22 protein-coding genes are annotated in these 20,324 nt (G+C 53.2%); 10 read left to right on the forward strand and 12 right to left on the reverse strand.

Annotated features, from left to right (window positions below):
- Positions 1-297: 297 nt before the first annotated feature.
- The 3 genes from HFE64_08505 (at position 298) to HFE64_08515 (ending at position 3,715) form a co-directional block, all read left to right on the forward strand.
- Positions 298-1,086 (forward strand): ZIP family metal transporter, encoded by a 789-nt coding sequence (locus HFE64_08505; protein MCI8633499.1) that lies wholly within the window; start codon positions 298-300, stop codon positions 1,084-1,086.
- Between the two features lie 73 nt (positions 1,087-1,159).
- Positions 1,160-1,939, forward strand: coding sequence for an HAD family hydrolase (locus HFE64_08510; protein ID MCI8633500.1), 780 nt, complete (start codon positions 1,160-1,162; stop codon positions 1,937-1,939).
- Positions 1,940-2,020: 81 nt separating this feature from the next.
- Positions 2,021-3,715 carry a zinc carboxypeptidase gene (locus HFE64_08515; GenBank protein ID MCI8633501.1) on the forward strand — a complete coding sequence of 565 codons (1,695 nt, stop codon included), beginning with the start codon at positions 2,021-2,023 and terminating at the stop codon, positions 3,713-3,715.
- Between the two features lie 81 nt (positions 3,716-3,796).
- Here HFE64_08515 and HFE64_08520 read toward each other — a convergent pair whose 3' ends face one another.
- Entirely contained in the window at positions 3,797-4,648 is an 852-nt protein-coding gene (locus tag HFE64_08520; GenBank protein ID MCI8633502.1) for a patatin family protein, read from the reverse strand.
- Positions 4,649-4,765: 117 nt separating this feature from the next.
- Between HFE64_08520 and vanZ the strand changes: the two genes are divergently transcribed.
- The 5 genes from vanZ to HFE64_08545 are packed head-to-tail and all read left to right on the forward strand — an operon-like array spanning position 4,766 to position 8,812.
- Positions 4,766-5,182, forward strand: coding sequence for a VanZ family protein (gene vanZ, locus HFE64_08525; GenBank protein ID MCI8633503.1), 417 nt, complete (start codon positions 4,766-4,768; stop codon positions 5,180-5,182).
- 12 nt (positions 5,183-5,194) lie between these two features.
- Positions 5,195-6,532 carry a Trk family potassium uptake protein gene (locus HFE64_08530; GenBank protein ID MCI8633504.1) on the forward strand — a complete coding sequence of 446 codons (1,338 nt, stop codon included), beginning with the start codon at positions 5,195-5,197 and terminating at the stop codon, positions 6,530-6,532.
- Positions 6,533-6,560: 28 nt separating this feature from the next.
- Entirely contained in the window at positions 6,561-7,211 is a 651-nt protein-coding gene (locus HFE64_08535) for a TrkA family potassium uptake protein (protein MCI8633505.1), read from the forward strand.
- A 9-nt stretch (positions 7,212-7,220) separates the two neighbouring features.
- Complete coding sequence (locus HFE64_08540; GenBank protein MCI8633506.1) at positions 7,221-7,748, forward strand: NUDIX domain-containing protein; 528 nt, start codon at positions 7,221-7,223, stop codon at positions 7,746-7,748.
- Positions 7,745-8,812, forward strand: coding sequence for a hypothetical protein (locus tag HFE64_08545; GenBank protein ID MCI8633507.1), 1,068 nt, complete (start codon positions 7,745-7,747; stop codon positions 8,810-8,812). The genes HFE64_08540 and HFE64_08545 overlap by 4 nt, the downstream gene beginning before the upstream one ends.
- Positions 8,813-8,830: 18 nt before the next feature.
- Here the strand turns inward: HFE64_08545 and HFE64_08550 are convergent, their stop codons facing one another.
- Complete coding sequence (locus HFE64_08550; GenBank protein ID MCI8633508.1) at positions 8,831-9,718, reverse strand: LysR family transcriptional regulator; 888 nt, start codon at positions 9,716-9,718, stop codon at positions 8,831-8,833.
- Between the two features lie 151 nt (positions 9,719-9,869).
- Between HFE64_08550 and HFE64_08555 the strand changes: the two genes are divergently transcribed.
- Together HFE64_08555 and HFE64_08560 are read left to right on the forward strand one after the other, a co-directional pair.
- Positions 9,870-10,130, forward strand: coding sequence for a hypothetical protein (locus tag HFE64_08555; protein ID MCI8633509.1), 261 nt, complete (start codon positions 9,870-9,872; stop codon positions 10,128-10,130).
- Positions 10,127-10,960, forward strand: coding sequence for a DUF3737 family protein (locus HFE64_08560; protein MCI8633510.1), 834 nt, complete (start codon positions 10,127-10,129; stop codon positions 10,958-10,960). The genes HFE64_08555 and HFE64_08560 overlap by 4 nt, the downstream gene beginning before the upstream one ends.
- A 76-nt stretch (positions 10,961-11,036) precedes the next feature.
- Here the strand turns inward: HFE64_08560 and HFE64_08565 are convergent, their stop codons facing one another.
- The 10 genes from HFE64_08565 to HFE64_08610 form a co-directional block, all read right to left on the reverse strand.
- Complete coding sequence (locus HFE64_08565) at positions 11,037-12,890, reverse strand: sodium:proton antiporter (GenBank protein MCI8633511.1); 1,854 nt, start codon at positions 12,888-12,890, stop codon at positions 11,037-11,039.
- Positions 12,891-13,054: 164 nt separating this feature from the next.
- Positions 13,055-14,524, reverse strand: a complete 1,470-nt coding sequence (locus HFE64_08570; GenBank protein MCI8633512.1) for a proton-conducting membrane transporter — start codon at positions 14,522-14,524, stop codon at positions 13,055-13,057.
- 12 nt (positions 14,525-14,536) lie between these two features.
- Complete coding sequence (locus HFE64_08575; GenBank protein ID MCI8633513.1) at positions 14,537-15,988, reverse strand: proton-conducting membrane transporter; 1,452 nt, start codon at positions 15,986-15,988, stop codon at positions 14,537-14,539.
- A gap of 18 nt (positions 15,989-16,006) precedes the next feature.
- Positions 16,007-17,506 (reverse strand): sodium:proton antiporter, encoded by a 1,500-nt coding sequence (locus tag HFE64_08580; protein MCI8633514.1) that lies wholly within the window; start codon positions 17,504-17,506, stop codon positions 16,007-16,009.
- The gene (locus HFE64_08585) at positions 17,507-17,899 is read right to left on the reverse strand and encodes a cation:proton antiporter subunit C (protein ID MCI8633515.1); all 393 of its coding nucleotides are present in this window, start codon (positions 17,897-17,899) and stop codon (positions 17,507-17,509) included. It lies immediately after the preceding gene.
- On the reverse strand, positions 17,899-18,843 hold the full coding sequence (locus HFE64_08590; protein ID MCI8633516.1) for a hypothetical protein: 945 nt from the start codon (positions 18,841-18,843) through the stop codon (positions 17,899-17,901). The genes HFE64_08585 and HFE64_08590 overlap by 1 nt, the downstream gene beginning before the upstream one ends.
- A complete protein-coding gene (locus HFE64_08595; GenBank protein MCI8633517.1) occupies positions 18,812-19,096 on the reverse strand; it encodes a DUF4040 domain-containing protein in 285 nt (94 codons plus the stop codon). The genes HFE64_08590 and HFE64_08595 overlap by 32 nt, the downstream gene beginning before the upstream one ends.
- Complete coding sequence (locus HFE64_08600; GenBank protein ID MCI8633518.1) at positions 19,083-19,457, reverse strand: monovalent cation/H(+) antiporter subunit G; 375 nt, start codon at positions 19,455-19,457, stop codon at positions 19,083-19,085. Before HFE64_08600 ends, HFE64_08595 begins: the two co-directional genes overlap by 14 nt.
- On the reverse strand, positions 19,451-19,780 hold the full coding sequence (locus HFE64_08605) for a sodium:proton antiporter (GenBank protein ID MCI8633519.1): 330 nt from the start codon (positions 19,778-19,780) through the stop codon (positions 19,451-19,453). The genes HFE64_08600 and HFE64_08605 overlap by 7 nt, the downstream gene beginning before the upstream one ends.
- Positions 19,777-20,241, reverse strand: a complete 465-nt coding sequence (locus tag HFE64_08610; GenBank protein MCI8633520.1) for a Na+/H+ antiporter subunit E — start codon at positions 20,239-20,241, stop codon at positions 19,777-19,779. Before HFE64_08610 ends, HFE64_08605 begins: the two co-directional genes overlap by 4 nt.
- Positions 20,242-20,324 lie beyond the last annotated feature (83 nt).

Below are 20,324 nucleotides of genomic sequence, written 5' to 3' on the forward strand. Positions count from 1 at the left end.
AAAAAAGAAGGGTAATTTCACATGGAAATTACCCGAATCACTGAATCCTGCGATTCAGTGTTGTGATAGACGGTAATCACGAGACCGTCACCACAAAAGAGGACTAATGAGAAAAATGTTACAAAGACGGGCGAGGATGCACCCCCGCCCGTGATAGGTGCAAAAAATTAAATGAACCAAAATATGATTCAGTATCATGATTATAACAGCTACGAAGAGGGTTGTCAAGAAAAATATCGGAAGCACAGGGAGAGATTTTTGCATATAGTAAAATAAATCAAAAAGGAGTCAGTCTGCATGAATATTTTATATCCGTGTTTCTTAGCCCTGTTGGGGACGGGATTCACATATGCTATGACGACCTTAGGGTCAGCCGCTGTGTTTTTGGTCAAGGGAGGAGGCTCTAAAAAAACAGAGCAGCTGTTTCTTGGCTTTGCCTCCGGGGTGATGATGGCGGCCTCGGTATGGTCGCTTTTGCTGCCGGCCTTAGAGCAGGCCGAGGGACTCAGTATGATCCCCTGGATCCCGACTGCCTGCGGATTTTTAATCGGCGGAATCTTCTTCTATGTGTTAGACGTCACGCTTCCGCATCTGAATGCGGCGCATAACCGTCCAAGCAGCCTAAAGGGGACAACCAAATTGCTTACAGCCATTACACTGCATAATATACCGGAGGGCATGGCGGTGGGTCTTGCCTTCGCTTTAGCAGTGCAGGGGCAGGTGAGCGGCGCCAGCATGGCGGCGGCCATTGCGCTGGCAATGGGTATCGGCATTCAGAATTTCCCGGAGGGCGCCGCCGTAGCGCTGCCCCTGTGTCAGGAAGGAATGCCGAAGAGAAAGGCCTTTTGGTACGGCAGCCTTTCCGGCATTGTAGAGCCAATTGGCGGAGTCTTGACGGTTTTGATTGCCGGCACTGTGCAGGTGCTGATGCCATGGCTGCTGTCCTTTGCAGCCGGCGCCATGATTTATGTGATCGTGGATGAGCTCATTCCGGATGCGCATATGAACGGCTCTTCTAATATGGGGACGCTGGGCGCCATGGCCGGCTTTTTAGTGATGATGGTTCTGGATGTAGCTCTGGGATAAGGGAGTAGCAAGTGCGTCTTGACGTTTGGGCAGTAGTTTGGCATAATAACCTAAAACGGAGGTTAGTGTGTATATGGATTTACAAGAGCTAAAAAAGAAAAAAGGATTTATCTGTGATATGGACGGCGTCATTTATCATGGAAATAAGCTGCTGCCCGGCGTCAAAGAATTTGTAGCATGGCTATATCAGGAAAAAAAGGAGTTTTTATTTTTAACAAACTCCAGTGAGCGTTCGCCCAAGGAGCTGCAGCAAAAGCTGGAGAGAATGGGGCTGACTGTACCGGAGCAGCATTTTTATACGAGTGCGCTGGCTACCGCTAAATTTATTGACAGTCAGGCGCCAGGCTGCACGGCGTACGTGATCGGTGCGCCCGGTCTCGTGAATGCGCTGTATGAAGCAGGGATTACCATGAACGATACGGATCCGGATTATGTGATTGTGGGAGAGACAAGCTCCTATAACTATGACGTGCTGCTGAAAGCAGTCAAATATGTGCAGCGGGGCGCAAGGCTGGTGGCCACCAATTCCGATCTGACAGGGCCGTCCGAGCAGGGGATCATCCCGGCCTGCCGGGCGCTGGTAGCCCCCATCGAGCTGGCAACAGGAAAGCCCGCATATTTTGTGGGTAAGCCCAATCCGCTGATGATGAGAACAGGTCTTAAGCTGCTGGGAGTGCATTCGCATGAAGCCGTTATGATTGGAGATCGCATGGACACCGATATTGTGGCCGGCATGGAGACCGGACTCGATACAGTGCTGGTTCTGTCAGGATGCACTAAAAAAGAGGAAGTGGAGCAATACTCCTATCGACCCAAATATATTTTGGATGGCGTGGGCGATATTGCAAAATGAAAGATTTTCATTGACAAGATGCAAACTGCGTTTTATAATAATTCAAAAAGATTTTAAAAATACTTTAGAAAGGGTAATAAGATGAAAACAACGTATACGTACGATCATTTCTATCTGTACGGTGAGATCACAGAGATTTTGCAAAAATACGCGCAGGAGCATCCAGAGCTTTGCCGTATGTATTCTCTGACCAAAACGCCGGAAGGACGCGACGTTTGGGCAATAGATGTGACCAATACCAAAACAGGAAGCTATGAGGACAAGCCTGCTTACTGCATAGATGCCAATATCCATGCCGGAGAGGTAACAGGCTCGATGGTGGCCATGCATTTTCTGGATACGATTTTCTCTAATCTGGAGGATGCCGAGATCCAAAAGCTGCTGGATCGCTATACCTTTTATGTGATTCCCAGAATCACGCCGGATGCAGGTGAATGCTACCTGACAACACCGGAGATGGTGCGCTCCTCCACCAAGCTGTATCCCTATGAAAGTCTGATGCCAGGCCTGCAGCCAAAGGATATGGACGGAGACGGCCTGATCCTGAAAATGAGAGTGAAATCGCCCTATGGCGTGTGGAAAATCAGCGATCGGGATCCGCGCCTGATGACAAAGAGAAAGCCGGACGATGTGGACGGCGAGTTCTACAATGTCTATTCAGAGGGGTATATCGAGGATTTTGACGGGCATACAATTAAAACGGCTCCGGGAAGATGGGGCAACGATTATAACCGTAACTTCCCGCTGTCCTGGACGCCCGAGTACAGTCAGCGCGGCGCCGGCGCTTATCCGCTGGCAAATGATGAGACCCGTGCGATCGCAGAGTTTGTCACCAGCCATAAAAATATATGTAGCATCATCAATCTGCATACGATGACGGGCGTATATTTATATCCGCCGGGAGCCAAACATGTAAATGAAGCACCGGCTGAGGATATCAGACGGTATAAAGAGATTGGCAAAATAGCAACCGAAGAGACAAGCTATCCGGCTGTCAGCATTATTGAAGAATATATGCCAAAAGGTGCTAAGCCGCTGACCGGCTCCTTTGATGATTTTCTGTACAGCCTGATGGGACTGCACAGCTATGCCATCGAGTGCTGGGATCTGAATCCGCGCGCCGGCATTCCGCTGGTATTCCCGCAGCCTAAGGATACAGATCTGACTGATGAAGAAAAGGAAGAGCAGCATTACAAATACATCAAATGGATCGACGAGCATAATGACGGTGAAGGCTTTAAGCCGTGGACCAAGTTCCAGCATCCGCAGCTGGGCGAGGTAGAGATCGGCGGTATCGATTATAAGCATATCGTGCAGAATCCTCCGGTCAAGTATCTGCCTCAGGAAGTGGAAAAGCATACCCGCTTCTTCCTGCGCGCCGTAAAGACACTGCCCCTCATTCGCTTTACCAACGTAACGGCCGAAAGAATTGACGGCGATGTGTACAAGGTAAAGGCAACGCTGGCGAATCAGGGCTATCTGCCGACCTATATCACAGCAGAAGCTCAAAATGCCAAGATCGTCCGCGATCTGACCGTAAGCATTGAAGGCGAAGGCATCGAGCTCGTGCAGGGCAAGCAGACAGAGACCATCGGTCAGCTGGGCGGCTTCTCCACGCTGGGCGCCTCCATGTCTACGCTGGGTGCCGCAACCGGAAACGGAGACAGCTGTGAGAAGGTCATCACATGGGTGATCAAAGCAAAAGCCGGCACTACGCTTACCTTTACAGGCGGCAATGCCAAGGTGGGCAAGACAAGCACACAGTTTACAGTATAAAATCCAAATGCAAAGAGCGTTCCAAAATCAGGAACGCTCTTTTATTGTAATCAAAGTCATCGGTATAGCCGATGGCTTTAATTATGCCTGCAAATAGGCCTGCAGAGCAGGAAACCGTTCATAAAAAACCTGATAGCCGAGCTCGTACAGATGCGCCAAAACCACCGGGTCGCTTTCAGTGCGGTGAATTGCCAGCGGCTCCTTAGGAGCCAGCACAAAAAGACGGCCCTCCTGTTCAAGCTGCGCAATGCGGGCCAGCTCCTGATTGTAAGTAAGGTAGCGGTTTTTGAGAGCCTCTGCAAAAGCAGGATAGCGGCGATAGCGGCGGGCCAGCAGCGCCATGCTGCGGCTGGGAGCCTTTTGATAATCCCGCGGCTGCGTAAGAATGACAAGGATCTTATCGCAGGCAGCCTCCAGCGCCGGCTGGATAGGAATGGAGCTGACAATGCCGCCGTCCATATAGGGTGTTCCATTTAATTGAATGGGCGGAAATAAAAGCGGCAGCGCGCAGGAGGCCTGCAGCACTTTAAAGGCCTTATCATCCCGCGGGACGGGCAGATATTGAACCTTTCCGGTATGCATATTTGTCACGGCGGCCAGCACTTCGCCCGGATATTCCTTAAAAGCCCGGAAATTAAACGGAAGATGCCGGTCCGGCAGCTCCTCAAATACAAAGGAAAGATTATAATATGAGCGGTTGGCGCGGTTTAGCATATGTTTCCAGCCCATATAGCGCGGATCCGAAAGATAGCGGGTCGCGATGATATAATTACGCCGCGCCTGACGGCTGGCGTAGGATACGCCGTTAGCGATACCAGCCGAAGTACCGATGATCATATCGGCCATGATGTTTTCGCGTTCGAGGGCTTCCAGTATGCCGCAGGAAAAATATCCTCGGCTGGCGCCGCCCTCTAAAACAAGACCTAATTTCATAAAAACCTCCATTTCGGAGCGTAAACGCTTCGATTAACTTGCTATTGAAACGAAAAAGGACTATACTAAAGCTATTGCGGCATAGGCCGCGATAAGGAAAGGATACCATAATTTGAAATGAAAGAAAAGAAAAAATATGTTGTGCCTGCGGTTTTGCTGGTTACGACGCTGGTGATCTGGGGCAATTCGATGATGCCGCCTGCGCAGTCCTCGCAGATGAGCGGAGGGCTGACGCTGTGGCTGCAGGAGGTGCTGCATCTGCCTCTGAGCGAGCATCTGATCCGCAAGGCGGGGCATTTTTGCGAATATGCGCTGCTGGGAGCAGAGTATGCGCTTTGTCTGGAAAAAGAGCGGCAGAGCGGGCAGCGCATTTTTAATTGCCTGGCGCTGGGCCTGATGACAGCGGTTGCGGATGAGTCGATTCAGATTTTGAGCGGCCGCGGACCGATGGTGGCAGATATCCTGCTGGATTTTAGCGGGTTTGGCTGCGGCTTTATGGTGCTGCTGCTGGCGCGCAGGATTTTCAGACGGTGAAGGGAGTTTAAGGTGAAGAAGAAAACGAGACGAGGGATTCGGCCGATCCAGATTTTGCCGCTTGGATTTTTGAGTGTGATCATCATAGGGACCCTGCTTTTGATGCTACCGGCGGCAACCAGAAGCGGACATATGACGCTGTTTGATGCCCTTTTTACGGCAACCTCAGCTTCCTGCGTGACAGGACTGACGGTGGTGGATACCGTAACCTATTTTACAGGCCTTGGGCAGGGGATTTTGCTGGTGCTGATCCAGGTGGGCGGCCTTGGCTTTATGATCATGACGACCTTCCTGTTTTTGATTATGCGGCGCAAGATTTCGCTGCGTAACCGTGTGATTTTGAAGGAGGCCATGAGCGAAGAGAGCCTGATGAGCGCGCAGCAGATGATGCGCTCAGCGGTGCGCTATACCTTTGCGGTGGAAGGGGCGGGCGCGCTGCTGCTCTCGATTCGCTTTGTGCCGCGCTTCGGCTGGGCCAAAGGGCTTTGGAATAGTCTATTTCACAGCGTATCAGCATTTTGCAATGCCGGCTTTGATCTGCTGGGAGCTGAGGGGTCACTGCAGCATTACGCAGCGGATCCGCTGGTCAATCTGACGATCATGAGCCTGATTGTGCTGGGAGGGCTCGGGTTTACGGTCATTCATAATATAGTGAGCTACCGCAGGTATCATCGCCTTATGACGCAGGCCAGAGTGGTGCTGCTGACAAGTGCGGTGCTGCTTGTTATGGGAACGGTGCTTTTCTTAGCTTTGGAATATGATAATCCGCGGACACTGGGAGCACTGCCGGCACCGGATCGTATATGGGGCGCAGCGTTCCAGTCGGTCACATGCCGTACAGCCGGATTTTTCAGCGTGCCGCAGGCAGAGCTAACCGGTGCCGGCAAGCTGCTCTCCTGCATTCTGATGTTTATCGGGGCCGCGCCCGGAGGCACCGGAGGCGGCATCAAGGTCACCACGCTGGCAGTGCTGCTGCTGACGATCCGCGCTTTGGTGCAGGGAAAAAAGGATGTGGAGGCGTATGGCCGGCGCTTTGACCTCGCTACGCTGCGGCGTGCGCTGTGCTTATTTATGTTTGCGCTTGGCGTGCTGTTTCTGGGGCTTCTCTCGGTCTCGGCAGCAGAAAAGGGCATGGATATGCTGGATCTGGCTTATGAGCTTTGCTCGGCGCTGGGCACCGTCGGGCTCACCTGCGGTGTGACAGCAGAGGCGAGCATGTTTACGAAAGCCGTTTTATGCATTTTTATGTATTTGGGACGCGTGGGGCTGATGACATTGGTTGCCTCACTGGGACGAGAGGAAACGCAGCCCGTGGTGCAGTATCCCACAGGCAATATTATGATTGGGTAAGGAATGAAAGGAAAGGGCGTATCAGAAAATGAAAAAAAGTTTTGCCATTATTGGCCTTGGGCGTTTTGGAACGAGCCTGGCCATTCATCTGTTTGAGATGGGGCAGGAGGTGCTGGCGGTCGATATTGAAAATACGAAGGTAGAAGCCATTAAGGATCATGTCACGGTAGCAGCTCAGGCCGATCTGCGGGATGAACGCGCGCTTTCGCAGCTGGGCGTTCAGAATTTTGACGCTGTGATTATCAGCATCGGCGGCGACGTGCAGTCCTCCATCATGGCCACCGTGCTCTGCAAAGAGCTGGGAGCGCGCATGATCATCGCCAAGGCGGCGGATGCGCTGCACGCAAAGCTCCTCAAAAAGGTAGGCGCCGATAAAATTCTGATGACAGAGCGGGAGGCCGGCGCGCGGCTGGCCCGGTCGCTGGTGAGCGAGAGCCTGATCGACTATCTGGAGCTGTCGGACCAATACAGTGTGAGCGAAATAGCAATTCCTTCAAAATGGGTGGGGCATAGCCTCAATGAGCTGCGCGTGCGCAATATCTATGACATCTCCGTCATTGCCATTCGCAGAGACGAGAGCATCCTTGTCAAAATCAATTCCAAAGAGGATCTTAGGGCCGGCGATATCTTGGTTGTGATCGGTGAAAATAAAGACATTTCCAATATCATGAAGCTATAGGAGGCAGACATGGAGCGCTGGGATTTGTATACGGCAGACCGAGAAAAAACAGGGCGCAGCATGCTGCGCGGCGAAACAATACCAGCCGGTTGTTATCAGCTGGTCGTAGGGATCTGGACGATGAATGCGCAGGGACAGATTTTGCTTACGCTTCGGGACCCGAAAAAAATGGTATATCCGAATACATGGGAAAACAGCGGCGGGGCCGCACAAATGGGCGAAAGCAGCCGCCAGGCCGCCGTGCGTGAGCTGCAGGAGGAAACCGGCATCGCGGCAGCAGAGCAAGAGCTTCAGTATGTGGGGACGGTTGTCAGAGAAAGCGGCGCCCGTTCGGGCGGCAGCTTCATAGATACCTATCTGCTGCACCGCGATATCGCGCTGGCGGATATACAGCTGCAGGAGGGAGAGACGGTGGACGCCCGCTGGGTGACGCCTGATGAACTGGATGCGCTGTGCCGGCAGGGCGTTGTGGCAAGGCCGGTGGCCGAGCGCTGGGCGCAGTTTAAAGAAAAAATTATGAAGGAAGGCAGACCATGAAGCCGATTGAAACCGTAGATCCTAATTTTCGGACCGTGCAGGTCGGCAGCCGAAATGATGTGATGTTTTATGATGTCCTTCAGGAGCCGTTTCAGATTTACGGCCTCTTGAGGCCGCAGGAGCCGGAGGAAGGCTTTCTGCGGATGCCGGCAGAGATGGCCGCGCAGGTGAGCGAGGGCGTTTCTTATCTTAACACAAACACGGCAGGCGGGCGCGTACGCTTTGTTACGGATTCGCCGTATGTTGCGATTCATGCGGAGCTGCACAACATCGGCAAGATGCCGCATTTTGCCCTCAGTGGCAGCGCTGGCTTTGATCTGTATTATCAAGCAGAGGGCAAGGAGCGCTATGGCGGTACGTTTATGCCGCCGTTTGATCTGCAGACCTCGTATGAAGCGATTTTGGAGCTGCCGGACGAAGCCGCCGAGCGGGAAATAACGGTCAATTTTCCGCTTTACAGCGGTGTAAGGAGGCTGCAGATTGGTCTGAAGGCAGGCTGCCGCATCAGGAGGACGCAGGGGTACGCCCATGGGCCGGCGGTGTTTTATGGCTCCTCGATTACGCAGGGCGGATGTGCTTCGCGGCCGGGCAATGCCTATCAGAGTATTTTATCGCGCATGCTGGGGATGGATTTTTGGAATCTGGGCTTTTCGGGCAGTGCGAAGGGTGAGGAGGCGATGGGAGCGTATCTGGCAGGGCTCCCGATGGCGGCGTTTGTGTATGACTATGATCATAATGCGCCGAGCCCCGAGCATTTGCAGAGGACGCATGCTCGGATGTTTTTGCAGATTCGCGAGAGACAGCCGGAGCTGCCCGTGATCATGCTTTCGCGTCCTAAGCCGGAGCTGAATGAAGAGGAGCAGGCGCGGCGGGCGGTGATCTATGCGACATATGAGGCGGCGCGGGCAAGGGGCGACCGCCATGTGTACTGGATCGACGGCAGTGAGCTGCTGCAGCGTTTTGGCGGAGACAGCGGGACGGTGGATGGCTGTCATCCGAATGATCTGGGCTTTATGTGCATGGCAGAGGGGCTCAGAGAGGTGCTGCAGAGCGTGTTGTCATAAGAAGATAAGAGAGGGCTGTCAGTGCTGGGAGAAGATACAGGAATCCAGTCTTTGCAGAAACTTTTCAGAGGCTTTGGTGAGGACCTGGTATTTTTTCCAGATGATGTGCATGCCGGCCTTGAGGGTTGGTTTTAAGGGGCGAAAGCAGAGATTGCTTTCGCCGGAAACATTGATCAGCTTGTCGAAGCTGATGGCGTAGCCCATGCCCTCGTCGACCATGAGGGAGCCGTTAAAGAGCAGGTTATAGGTTGCAACAATATGCAGCTCTTCTTGAGGGCAGGGAAAGAAATCGCGGAAGTTTTCATTTTGAAAAGCCTGCCGGGAGAGAATGAGTGGTTGATCCAGCAAGTCATCAGCAGTGATGGCTTCTTTTTTTGCTAAAGGAGCATCGCGCCGCATGATGACGCCCCAAGTGTCCTGATAGGGGACGGGCAGGACTTCATATTTGCCAGTGTCTACCTCGCCGAATACAAGTCCGAAATCAATGAGGCCCCGATCCAGATCCTCCGTGACCGTGACGCTGTCGCCGCTGACAATATGAAGGCGGACAAGCGGATATTGTTTTTGCAGGCACTGCATGGCTCTGGCCAGATAGCGGACGCTGTCGGTCTCGCCGGCGCCGATGGTGATATCGCCGGCAATGATATCATCAGACAGCGAGATCTCATCCTCAGCCTTTTGAACCAGCTCCATGATCTCCTTGGCGCGCTTGCGCAGGATCATGCCTTCCTCGGTGAGCGTGATTTTGCGGTTTCCGCGGATAAAAAGCTCTTTTCCCAGCTCTGTTTCCAGATCCTTCAGCTGGCGGGACAGCGTGGGCTGGGAAAGGTGGAGCGAGGCGGCGGCGCCGGAGATGCTTTGCTCCCGGGCAACGGCCAGAAAATATTGCAGGACTCGGAGCTCCATGGAATTACCTCCTGTATTGAATGTTAAGATAGGTATATCAAATTATACTATAGATGTCAAGCATGGCTAGCTATGTAATATGAGTATTTGCTATTTTACTTAAAATGACGTATAGTGTACATGGAAATCTAGCAGAAAGAGACGCAGAGCGATGAAGGATAAAAAGGACGAGAGAGCCATCCTGCAAAATTTGGAGGATGCAGGCTGCAGCAAGGAAATGATGCAGGCATTTATGCAGGAGCTTAGAGAAGGGCAGCTTCGGGAGGGTCTGGAAAAGCTGAGCCTTCACAGGCGCTTTTTGCTGGAGGGCATTCATAGGGAGCAGAAGCAGATTGAATGCCTTGACTATTTGGTATATTGCTTGGAAAAAGAGCAGAAACAGAACGATATAAAGAAAGGCGGACAGCGATGAATATCATTCAAAATCAAACCTTTGACGAGGAAAGAGCTTTGTATGCGGCTCAGGATCTGATCGTAAAAAACTGTAATTTCGATGGGCCTGCTGATGGAGAAAGCGCATTTAAAGAAGGAAGAAACATTAGGGTAGAGCAGGGCTTTTTAAATCTGCGCTATCCATTTTGGCATGATGAAGGGCTCACTATTGTATCATCAGAGATGACGGAGCTTTGCCGGGCGGCGCTATGGTATTCGCATGGCATTGAAATCCGCGATACCAAGCTGCACGGCATCAAAGCGCTGCGGGAGTGCAGCCGCGTGAAGATGTATGACTGTGACCTGATTTCTCCGGAATTTGGTTGGTCGGTGCATGATATAGAAATGCATAACTGTACGGCGCAGAGCGAGTATTTTATGCTGCGCTCGGATCACCTGCAGTTTCATGATGTAAAGCTAAACGGAAAGTATTCTTTTCAGTATATCGAGGATTCTGTATTTGAGGACTGCGTGCTGGATACCAAGGATGCCTTTTGGCATGCAAAAAATGTCGTGGTCAGAAACAGCATTGTGAAGGGCGAATATCTGGCCTGGTACAGTGAAAACCTTACATTTGAAAATTGTAAAATCATTGGCACGCAGCCGCTGTGCTACTGCAAGGGGCTGCGCCTGATCGACTGTGAAATGGTGGATACCGACCTGAGCTTTGAGCGTTCTGCAGTCGAGGCTACGCTCACGGCGCCGATCATCAGTATTAAAAACCCATTAAGCGGGCATATCTATGTGCCTGCTGTGGGCGAGGTGATCATGGATATGGAGGAAGCAAAGGGTGAGGTCATCTGCGGATGAGTCGCCCGCCCAAAGGGAACAAAAAAGCCAGTGCGCATCCTATTGACGCGTACTGGCTTTTTCTTTGTATTGACATTTATGAAAAGATCATATAGAGCAGAGTAATGCCAATGCCGATGCAGGCCATGATCAGGGAGAACGAGAAATTTCCGAAGATCTGCCGTGTGGTACGGCTAAAGGCCTCCGAATTGCGGGCAAAGGTAATGGCCGTTTCATGCTGCTTATAAGGATCATCCGAATCCCCCTCCACATTCGCGCGCGCGCGGTCGGACAGAGAGCCCAGATAGTAGGCAAAGCGGTGATGCGCAATCGGGGAAACATGGCTGCGCACCTCGTGAAACAGCGTACGGCGCAGAAAGATGATGAGCAGATCCGGCAGATCACAGAGGATCCGGCAAAGACCGCCTAAAAGCGAGGGGATCAGGCGCAGCAGCACTGGGATATAAACAAAGCGTTCCAGATCCAAAAATTTGGGCCAGCGGTCCACATAGACGCCTTTTTTCATCAGGCACAGGCGCACAACGCCAAAGTACAGGAGGCATCCGATGCTGATTGAGATCAGCGCCCCTTTCAGGTTCTCGAAGGAAAAATAGGCGATGCCGGAAAGCGCCTCATGGCTGCCAAAGAAGGGCATGGAAGCGGTGGCAAGAGGGTCCATCGTAAGCTGGGGCAGGAGGCCCAGGACCGGGATCGCCAGCGCCGGCAGCAGCAGGGCGGCCATGCTCAGCTTGGTCATATAGGGGCCGCGAGCGGCTTCCGGCTTTGCCGGCTGGTCGATAAAGAGCACGACAAAGAGTTTGATCATATAGGCGACCGTGAGTCCGCCGCTCAGCAAAAAGAGCCATTCAGCGGCAGAGTACCAGCCAGAGGCGGCTGTGCCCATGTAGTGCAGCAGCGCTTCGTGCAGCAGGGTCTTGCTGATGTAGCCGCTGAAAAGCGGAACGCCGCCAAGGCCGAGCGCGGCGCAGAGATAGGCGATCAGCAGCGCCGGCTTTCTGCGGCCGCAGCCGCGGATGTCATTGAGATTCAGGCTGCCGGTATTTAGCATGACGATGCCGGCCAGCGTGAACAGCACCTGTTTAAACAGCGTGTGGTTGATCATATGCAGCACAGCGCCGCCGGCCGCCAGCAGGCTGTGCTCGCCGAGCAGGCTTACGCAGGCCAGACCGAAGATCACAAAGCCCATCTGACTCATAGAAGAGCAGGCCAGCGTGCGTTTGAGATTGACCGAAAAGAGGGCCAGCACGCCGCCGATCACCATGGTGGCGATCGAAAGGACGAGCAGAATGTTGCCCCACAGCACGCCGCCGGCAAGGCCGGCAAAGAGGTTTACGGTAACGAGCGCGATGCCGTAAATGCCAGTCTTTACGATAATACCGGAGAGCAGAGCGCTCGCCGGGGCCGGAGCCACCGGATGGGCGGCAGGCAGCCAGGTGTGCAGCGGGAACATGCCGGCCTTAGCGCCGAAGCCGGCCAGCATGCAGAGTCCGGCGGGCAGCAGGGCGCGCACGGAGAGGGGCTCACAGGCAGCGCGCAGCGCAGCAAGCTCCAGCGTGCCAGTCTGCTGATAGAGCAGGACGAGACCCATCAAAATGGCGAGGCCACCAATGACGCCATAGGTGAGATAGCTGGCGGCAGCACGCAGCGCAGCAGAGTCCTCTTCATGAGCGACGAGCACATAAGAGGAAAAGGACATAAATTCAAAGCAGATCCAGGTTGTGACCAGATTGGCGGACAGAAAGACGCCCATCGTGCCGGCCAGCGTGAGCAGCAGGAAGGCATAATAGCGGCCGAGCCGGTGCAGCTGCCGGCCGTATTCCTTAGAAAACAGGCCGGAGAGGAGCCAGGCAGCCCCTGTCAAAAAGGCGTAGATTGCACGAAAGCCGTCCAGCCGCAAATGCAGGCCTCCGAGCAGAATGGGAGAAACCATTAGCTCCAGGGGCTGGATGCAGCATAAAAGGGCTGTGAGAGCGGCTTCGGCAAAGAGAAGGGCAATCAGCAGCCATGGCTTTGGAAAGCGATAGGAAAGGCCGGCGCCCAGTATGGGCAAGATCAGTAAAGCAAGCAGCATCAATTCCATAGCAGGGTACCTCCTTAAAATGTTCCCTGCGCAATGGCAGAGACTAAACGCAGAAAAGGCTGCGGGTGGATGCCCATCACGAGGACGAGCACAGCAAACAGACAAAGGGGCAGCAGCATGCGCCAGCCAGATTCCTTAGGAATGGGCAGGCCGGGCAGCATCTGCAGCGGTGAAAAGAAGGCGCGGATGCTGATCGAGAGCATATAGAGCGCTGTCAGCAGCGCGGAAAGCAGCAGGATGCAGACGCCAATCAGAGGAAGCACACCGCCTGTCTGCAGGGCTGCCTCTGCCAGCTGCCATTTGCTGATAAAGCCGGCAAACAGCGGGATACCCGTCAGGCCAAGGCCGGCGATCGTCAGAGCGGCAAAGGTAACCGGCATTTTACGTCCCAGGCCGTCCAGCTGGAAGATGTATTCGCGGCCGGATTTATGAATGGCTGAGCCGGCGCTCAAAAAGCCAAGGATCTTCATTACGGAATGAAAAAGCAGATGCAAAAGACCGGCGGCCATGCCGATCGGGTTCATCATGGTGATGCCGAAAAGAATATAGGATAGATTGCTGACCGTTGAGTAGGCCAGACGGCGCTTAAAGTGACGCTCTTTGAGCGCCATGGAGGAGCCAAAGAGAATCGTGAAGATGACCAGTCCCATCACGGTGTACTGCGCCCAGGTGCCGGCCAGCAGCTCCGTGCCGTAGCAATAATACGTAAGGCGCGTGATGGCAAACACGCCGGCCTTGACGACGGCGACGGCATGCAGCAGCGCGGTGACCGGGGTGGGGGCCACGCCTGCCGTGGGCAGCCAGCTATGCAGCGGAAATACGGCAGCCTTTACGCCAAACCCCATAAAGGAGATCACATAGACGATGAGAAGCGTGCTCAGGCGGTTGGTACCCAGGCTGGGATTCACATCGCCGCCCAGTACAAAGGCCGTAGAGCCGCTGTATACAATGACAAATACCAGCCCCAGAAAGGCGAGCGCAGAGCCGCCCAGCGAGAAATACAGGTATTTCCGTCCGGCATACATGGCGTCATGTCCGAGCTCATGAATGACCAGCGGCAGCGTGACGAGCGTGAGCAGCTCATAAAAGAGGTACATCGTGAGCATGTTGGCGCTGAGCGCCACGCCCAGCGTGATGCCGTAGGTCATGGTAAAAAACATAAAGAAGGAATTCTGCCGGTGCTCGCGCTCCATGTATTCGAAGGCATAGAGCGTCACCAGAGGCCAGAGGCAGGAGATCATGCCGGCAAACAGGCAGCCCAGACCGTCCAGCGTAAAGCTGATATTAAGATTCTGGGTGAACTGCAGCAGGATGAAGCTGCCGGAGGGTCGGTTTAGGATGAGCAGCCAGACGAGCAGTGTAGTGAGCAGCGTGACCGCCAGCGTGTAAATGCGGCGCAGGCGAACATGATTTTGTATGAAGTAGATGCCGATGCCGCCTGCCAGTGGCAGCAGGATGGCAATGAATAAAAATGCAGCATGCATGAGAGAACCTCCTTACATCAGCACCGAAGCCAGATAGGAGACCAAAGGCTCGGTGAAAATCCCCAGCAGCAGGCTGAGCACTGTGACGACAAATAGGGGCAGCAGCATCTGCCACGAGGCCTCGCAGCGCTCGGACCGGGCATAACCGGGACCGGGCAGAAAGCCACGCAGAGAGATGGGCAGCAGATAGCCCGCTGTTAGCAGGGCGGAGATCAAGAGAATGACCGGCGCAATGTAGGAAAGGGCACCCAGATCCGCATTTAAAGCGCCGATGCAGAGAAACCATTTGCTCACAAAGCCGCCCGTGGGCGGAATACCGACGAGGGCTAAGGAAAGAATGGTGAAGCAAAGCATCGTCCAGGGCATTTTTTTGCCGATACCGGGGAGTTCATCGACGGTGACGGCGCCTGTTTGAAAGATGATCGCGCCGGCCGTCATGAACAGGCCGGATTTGATGAGTGCATGGAAAATGCTGTGCAGCAGCGCGCCGGTCGCTCCACCCTCGGTGAAGCAGCTGAGGCCCAGCAGGATATAGGAAACCTGGCTGACCGTCGAATAGGCCAGGCGCTTTTTGAGGCGTTTTTCGCGATAGGCCATCATCGAGCCTAAGAAAATGGTGAGCAGCGCCAGAACCATCCACGCAGTCTGCACCCAGCTGCCGCGCAGAAAGTCGGGGCTGAACAAAAAGTAGCTGGTACGGATGCAGCAGAGCACGCCGGCTTTGACGATGAGGGCGGAGAGCAGGGCGCTGGCCGGAGCCGGCGCTACCGGATGGGCCGAGGGCAGCCAGCCGTGCAGAGGATAGAGACCGCATTTAGCGCCAAAGCCAAGCAGCATGCAAAAGGCCGCTGTCAGCAGGAGCGCGCGGTGCTGCTCTATAGCAGAGGCATCGAGCACCCCGCCTAAGGTAAAGCTGAGCGTGTCTGCATAATGCGCGAGCAGAAAAATGCCGAATAGGGCGAGAAAGGCGCCGGCAATCGAATAGAATAGATATTTGAGGCTGGCGCGGACCGCCTCCGGCTTTTGATTATGAAGCACCAAAGGAAAGGTCGACAATGTTATGAGCTCAAAGGACAGATACAGGGTGAGCACATTTTCTGCAAAATCAAGGGCCAGCGTAAAGGCAAGCGCCAGCAGATAGAAGCAGAAAAAACGGTCCTCCCGCTCCTCGTGCTGCATATAGCGAAAGGCATAGAGGCCGATGCAGAGCCAAAGGAAGGCAGAAAACAGCGCGAAGATTCTGCCGGCCTCATCTAAGTGAAAGCGGACAGAAAGGGTATCGCTGAAGGAAAGGAGCGTCACCGCCGGCGCACTCGCCTGCAGGGCAGCCGCCAGCACCAGGCCGGCAGTCGCCGCCAGCGTGAAAAATATGAGGCTGAGCTTAAGCGTGCGGTTTTTAAATCTCAAAACCGGCAGTAAAGCGCCTGCCATCAGCGGCAGAAAAATAGCAATCAGTAATAGCATATGACAAAGCCTCCTTTGTTAATGGAACAGGTTCAGACCTCTTGTGAGGAGATCCACAACTGGCTGAGACTGCAGGCCGCAGAAGAGGTTAATAAGAATAAAGCCGGAAGCAGAAAGAGCAAACAGGCCCTGCTGCTTCAAATGTACTTTTTCACCGGCATAAGGAGACTGGGGCGCCGGCGTATAGATGCGGATAATCGTACGGAAGAAATAAAGCGTATTGAGCAGCGTACTGATCGCAAGAGCGGCCATGGTAAGCACAAGCTTGCTGGGTACGACCATGGACGAGGTGGCAAACAGCAGCTTGGAGATGAAGCCCATGAGACCGGGAATGCCAATCATGGACAGGGCGCCGACCGTAAAGGCAAAGCCCGCGAGCCGGTTGCGGTGCCCCGCACCGCTTAGATCAGAAAAGCGCTTGCTGTTTCCGGAGGCAGCTTCCAGACGGGAGGCAGCCAGAAAGAGCAGGGGCTTGGTGAGCGCGTGGGCCAGAATGTGAAAGATGGCGGCCAGCGTGCCGTCAACGGTGCCGAGGCCGATGCCCATATAGATGTAGCCGATCTGAGCAGCAGAGGAAAAGGCGATCATACGGTTGATGTTATTTTCCTTGATTGCGCTCATGGAGCCGAGGATCATGCCCAGAATGCCAAATAGAAATAAGATGTTATGGATGCCGGTGCTCATAAAGATGTCAAGACCGATGACGCGGTAGATGAATTTGATCAGCACCAGAATATATCCCTTGGAGATCAGTCCGGAAAGGATGGCGCTGGAGCTGGGCGTAGCATAGCCATAGGTATCGGGCATCCAGAAATGAAAAGGAAAACAGCCGCTTTTGATGGCGAGGCCGAGTGTGACAAGAGAGATGCACACGGTGAGCGGTACGCGGTACTGTCCGCTGAAGGCGACCAGCGCTACGGTTTCCTTAATGTTGGGAATCAAAAGATGACCGGTAATGTTGTAGAGCATGATGATGCCGATCAGGAACAGGCCGGAGCCGAGCAGGCTGAAGATCATGTAGCGCGTAGCGGCGGCCGTGGTGCGGCCGATCTGACGGATCATCAAAAGACCGCAAGAGGCCAGAGTCGAGATCTCAATAAACACATAGGCCGTGAAGACGTCATTGGTATAAAGCAGGGCCAGCAGCGAAACCTGAACGAGGTTAATTAACACAAAGTAAAGATTGCGCTTGCTTTCGCGGATGTCCTCCTTGAGTTTATGATAGCCGCCAAATACCGACAGGTACAAAATGGTGCAGAAGATGACCGCGATGGCCGCCTCTAAGGGACCAACGGAGATCTCGTTGCCCCAGGGCGCCGGAAAATGCCCCATCTGATAGACAAAGGGCGCATCCAGATACTGCGTATAGACGAATACGCAGGCTGTCATGGCCGTGACGACCAGACCCATGACGGCATATAGCCGTTTTGCCCATTTGGCGCTGATAATCGAGCTGATAACCGAGCAGAGCAGCGAGAGAACAATGGTAAAGAGAGGAAAGTTTCGCATAAAATCCATTTATTGCTTCCCTCCTTCTTCAGAATGATCGTTTTGTGCGTACATATAAATTTCATCCAGATTCAGCGTGTGATAGCGGCGGTACAGGCGCACGGTCAGAGAAAGCATGATGGCTGTAACGCTGACAGATACCACGATGCCTGTGAGTACAAGCCCGGCGGGGATGGGATTGACATAGTTTTGCGCCGCGGTCAGATTGTCGGTCAGGATGGGGGCCAGGCGTCCCCGGATATAGCCCATAGAGGTTAAAAACAGGTAGACACCGGTGTCCATTAAATTAAGACCAATAATTTTTTTAAGCAGATTGCGGTTGAACAGCAGAGTCGTAAAGCCAATGCCAAAGAGGATCATGGCGGTGAGCTCTTCATAGTTGATCATAAAATTGGCGCCCATTAGAAATTTCCTTTCTTGAACATACAGTAGAATCCATACATGGTGCAGGCAACCACGAGCCCAACGGCAATATTGAGGGGCAGAATCAGGCCGCTGCTGAAAATATCGCCGGGAGTTCCCAGAGGGATATGGCTTTCCAGATGGTTAGCGCCGGTAAAGAAGGAATAGCATTTAGCGATGCTGTAAAAGCCCAGGGCGCAAAGGGAAACGGTTTTAAACAGGCGCGGCGTAAAGAAGCGTCCTGCCGTCTCGGAGCCATAGGCCAGATTAAAGAGAATGAGGCCGGCGCCGATGATTGCGCCGCCCGAAAAGCCGCCGCCGGGGGAAAGATGGCCGTTTAAAATGATATAGATGCCAAAAAGGATGATGGCCGGCAGCAAAATGGCCGCCGTATATTTTAAGATGGGATCCTTGGGCAGGTCGAGCAGATGCTCCGTTTCCAATTGATGAGAAAGCTCATCATCCCAGGTTTCATTGTGATCGATGCGCAGCATGATGAAAACGCAGCAAATGGCGGTGAAGAGCACATGCGATTCACCCAGCGTATCAAAGGCACGGTAATCGAGGATCATACCGGCGACATAGTTGATGGCTCCGGTTTCTTGAATGCCGCTGTTGATGTAGCGCAGGTAGACCTCGTTGGTATCCGGCGAATACGGCGCGCCAAAGGCGGGCAGATATGAAACGGCCCAGAGGAGCACACCGATCAGAATGATGCAGGTGACAACGGCAAAGATCTGGTAGATGCGCTCAAAGGAGCGAATCTCCAGAAGCGAAATCCCCTTAGGAGCTTCTTTGAGGTAGGAGTCATATTCATGCCCAGGCTTGGTATTTTTTAAGGGAAGCTGACGGCTCCCGTCCTGCAGGTGCTCGGAGAGATCCAGATCGCCATGCCACCAGAGCTTAAATTTTTCAATGATGTTCGGTTGATTCGGATGATTCATCGTTTGCTTCCTCCTCTCCCTTAATCAGATGGATCTTTCTCAGTGTGATAAAGAAGAGCACACTGGTGATGCCGGCGCCCACGGCGGCCTCGGTGATGGCCAGATCCGGCGCCATCAGAAGCGCCCAGATGATGGACATGATGAGGCTGTATGACATCAGGATGATCACGGAGGTCAGTAAGTTCTTCGTGAAGCTGACAGAGACCGCGCAGATGACAAGCAGCGCTAATAGAATCATTTTAAAGAGTTCCATGATCGTTAGATTCCTCCGTTTCCTTCTTAGATGAGCCGGTCATATCGATAAAGCGGCATGTTTTGGACAGATGCTCGTTGGTGATGTATTCCAGCTTGGTGATCAGATGGGAGGACACCGGGCTGGCGAGCCACATGAACAAAATAATGCACAGCAGCTTGATGAGCGCCAGATTAAAGCCATTGGCGATCATGAGACCTAAAATAATAAATAGAATTCCTAAGGTGTCTCCCATGGCGGCAGAATGCATGCGGTTCAGCACGAAGTGGAAGCGGTGCACGCCCAGACAGGAGAGCATAATAATGCCAATGCCGGCGATGATGAAGATGGCTGATAAAATAAACAGGGTCCATTCTAGCATATCTCTTCCTCCTTTTGCTTGGCATTTGCCTCCTGCTTTTCCTTTTTATCCAGATAGACCGTAATATATATTTTGCATAGGACGACGACGGCCAAAAAACTGATCATCACATAGATGAGGCAGACATCCAGCAGATAGCTCTGATCCAGTGCCAGCGCTAAAATGGCAATGGAAAGCATGGTCATGGTGCCGATCATATTGATGGCAACCACGCGGTCGGCGATACGCGGCCCCTTGATGGCGCGGATCATGGCCATGAAGATGCCAATGCCCAGTGCGATTAAAGAAACCTCATATAAAATCTGATAGGCTGTCTCGATCATGATAGCTCCTCCATTTTATGCAGTAATTTTACAAAGGCACTGTCTTCGATCCCCTCGGCCAGACTGGGGCGAAGGGCATGAATGGTATAGAGGTCATCATCCAGCGAGATCGTGATGGTGCCGGGGGTGAGCGTAATGGAATTGGCCAGAATCGTACGGGCCAGCTGCGTTTTCAGCGGGATACGCACCGAGATAATCGAGCTGTCGGTGTGGCGCTCGCCGGCAATGATCAGCAAAATGACATTCCAATTTGCCTTGAGAATCTCCCAAAGTAGCACGGCGACATAGAGCAGAAACAGCCCCAGCCGTCTAAACAGCTGCCACTCCTTTTTTAAGGTATAATGGAGATAGGTCCGGGCAAACCAGTATACCAAAGCGCTGAGAAGCAGGCCCAATATAGTGATTTCCAGTGTGATGCGCCCGTTTAGCATAAACCAGATGAATAATAAAAACAAATACATGAGGGGTTTTCACTTCGCTTTCTAAAAAAAATGCCTGTTCGTTCAAAAGAGCAAAGCGCCTTTAAAACGAACAGACTTAATTG

Source organism: Lachnospiraceae bacterium, assembly GCA_022794035.1.
Classification (GTDB): Bacteria; Bacillota; Clostridia; order Lachnospirales; family Bianqueaceae; genus CALWPV01.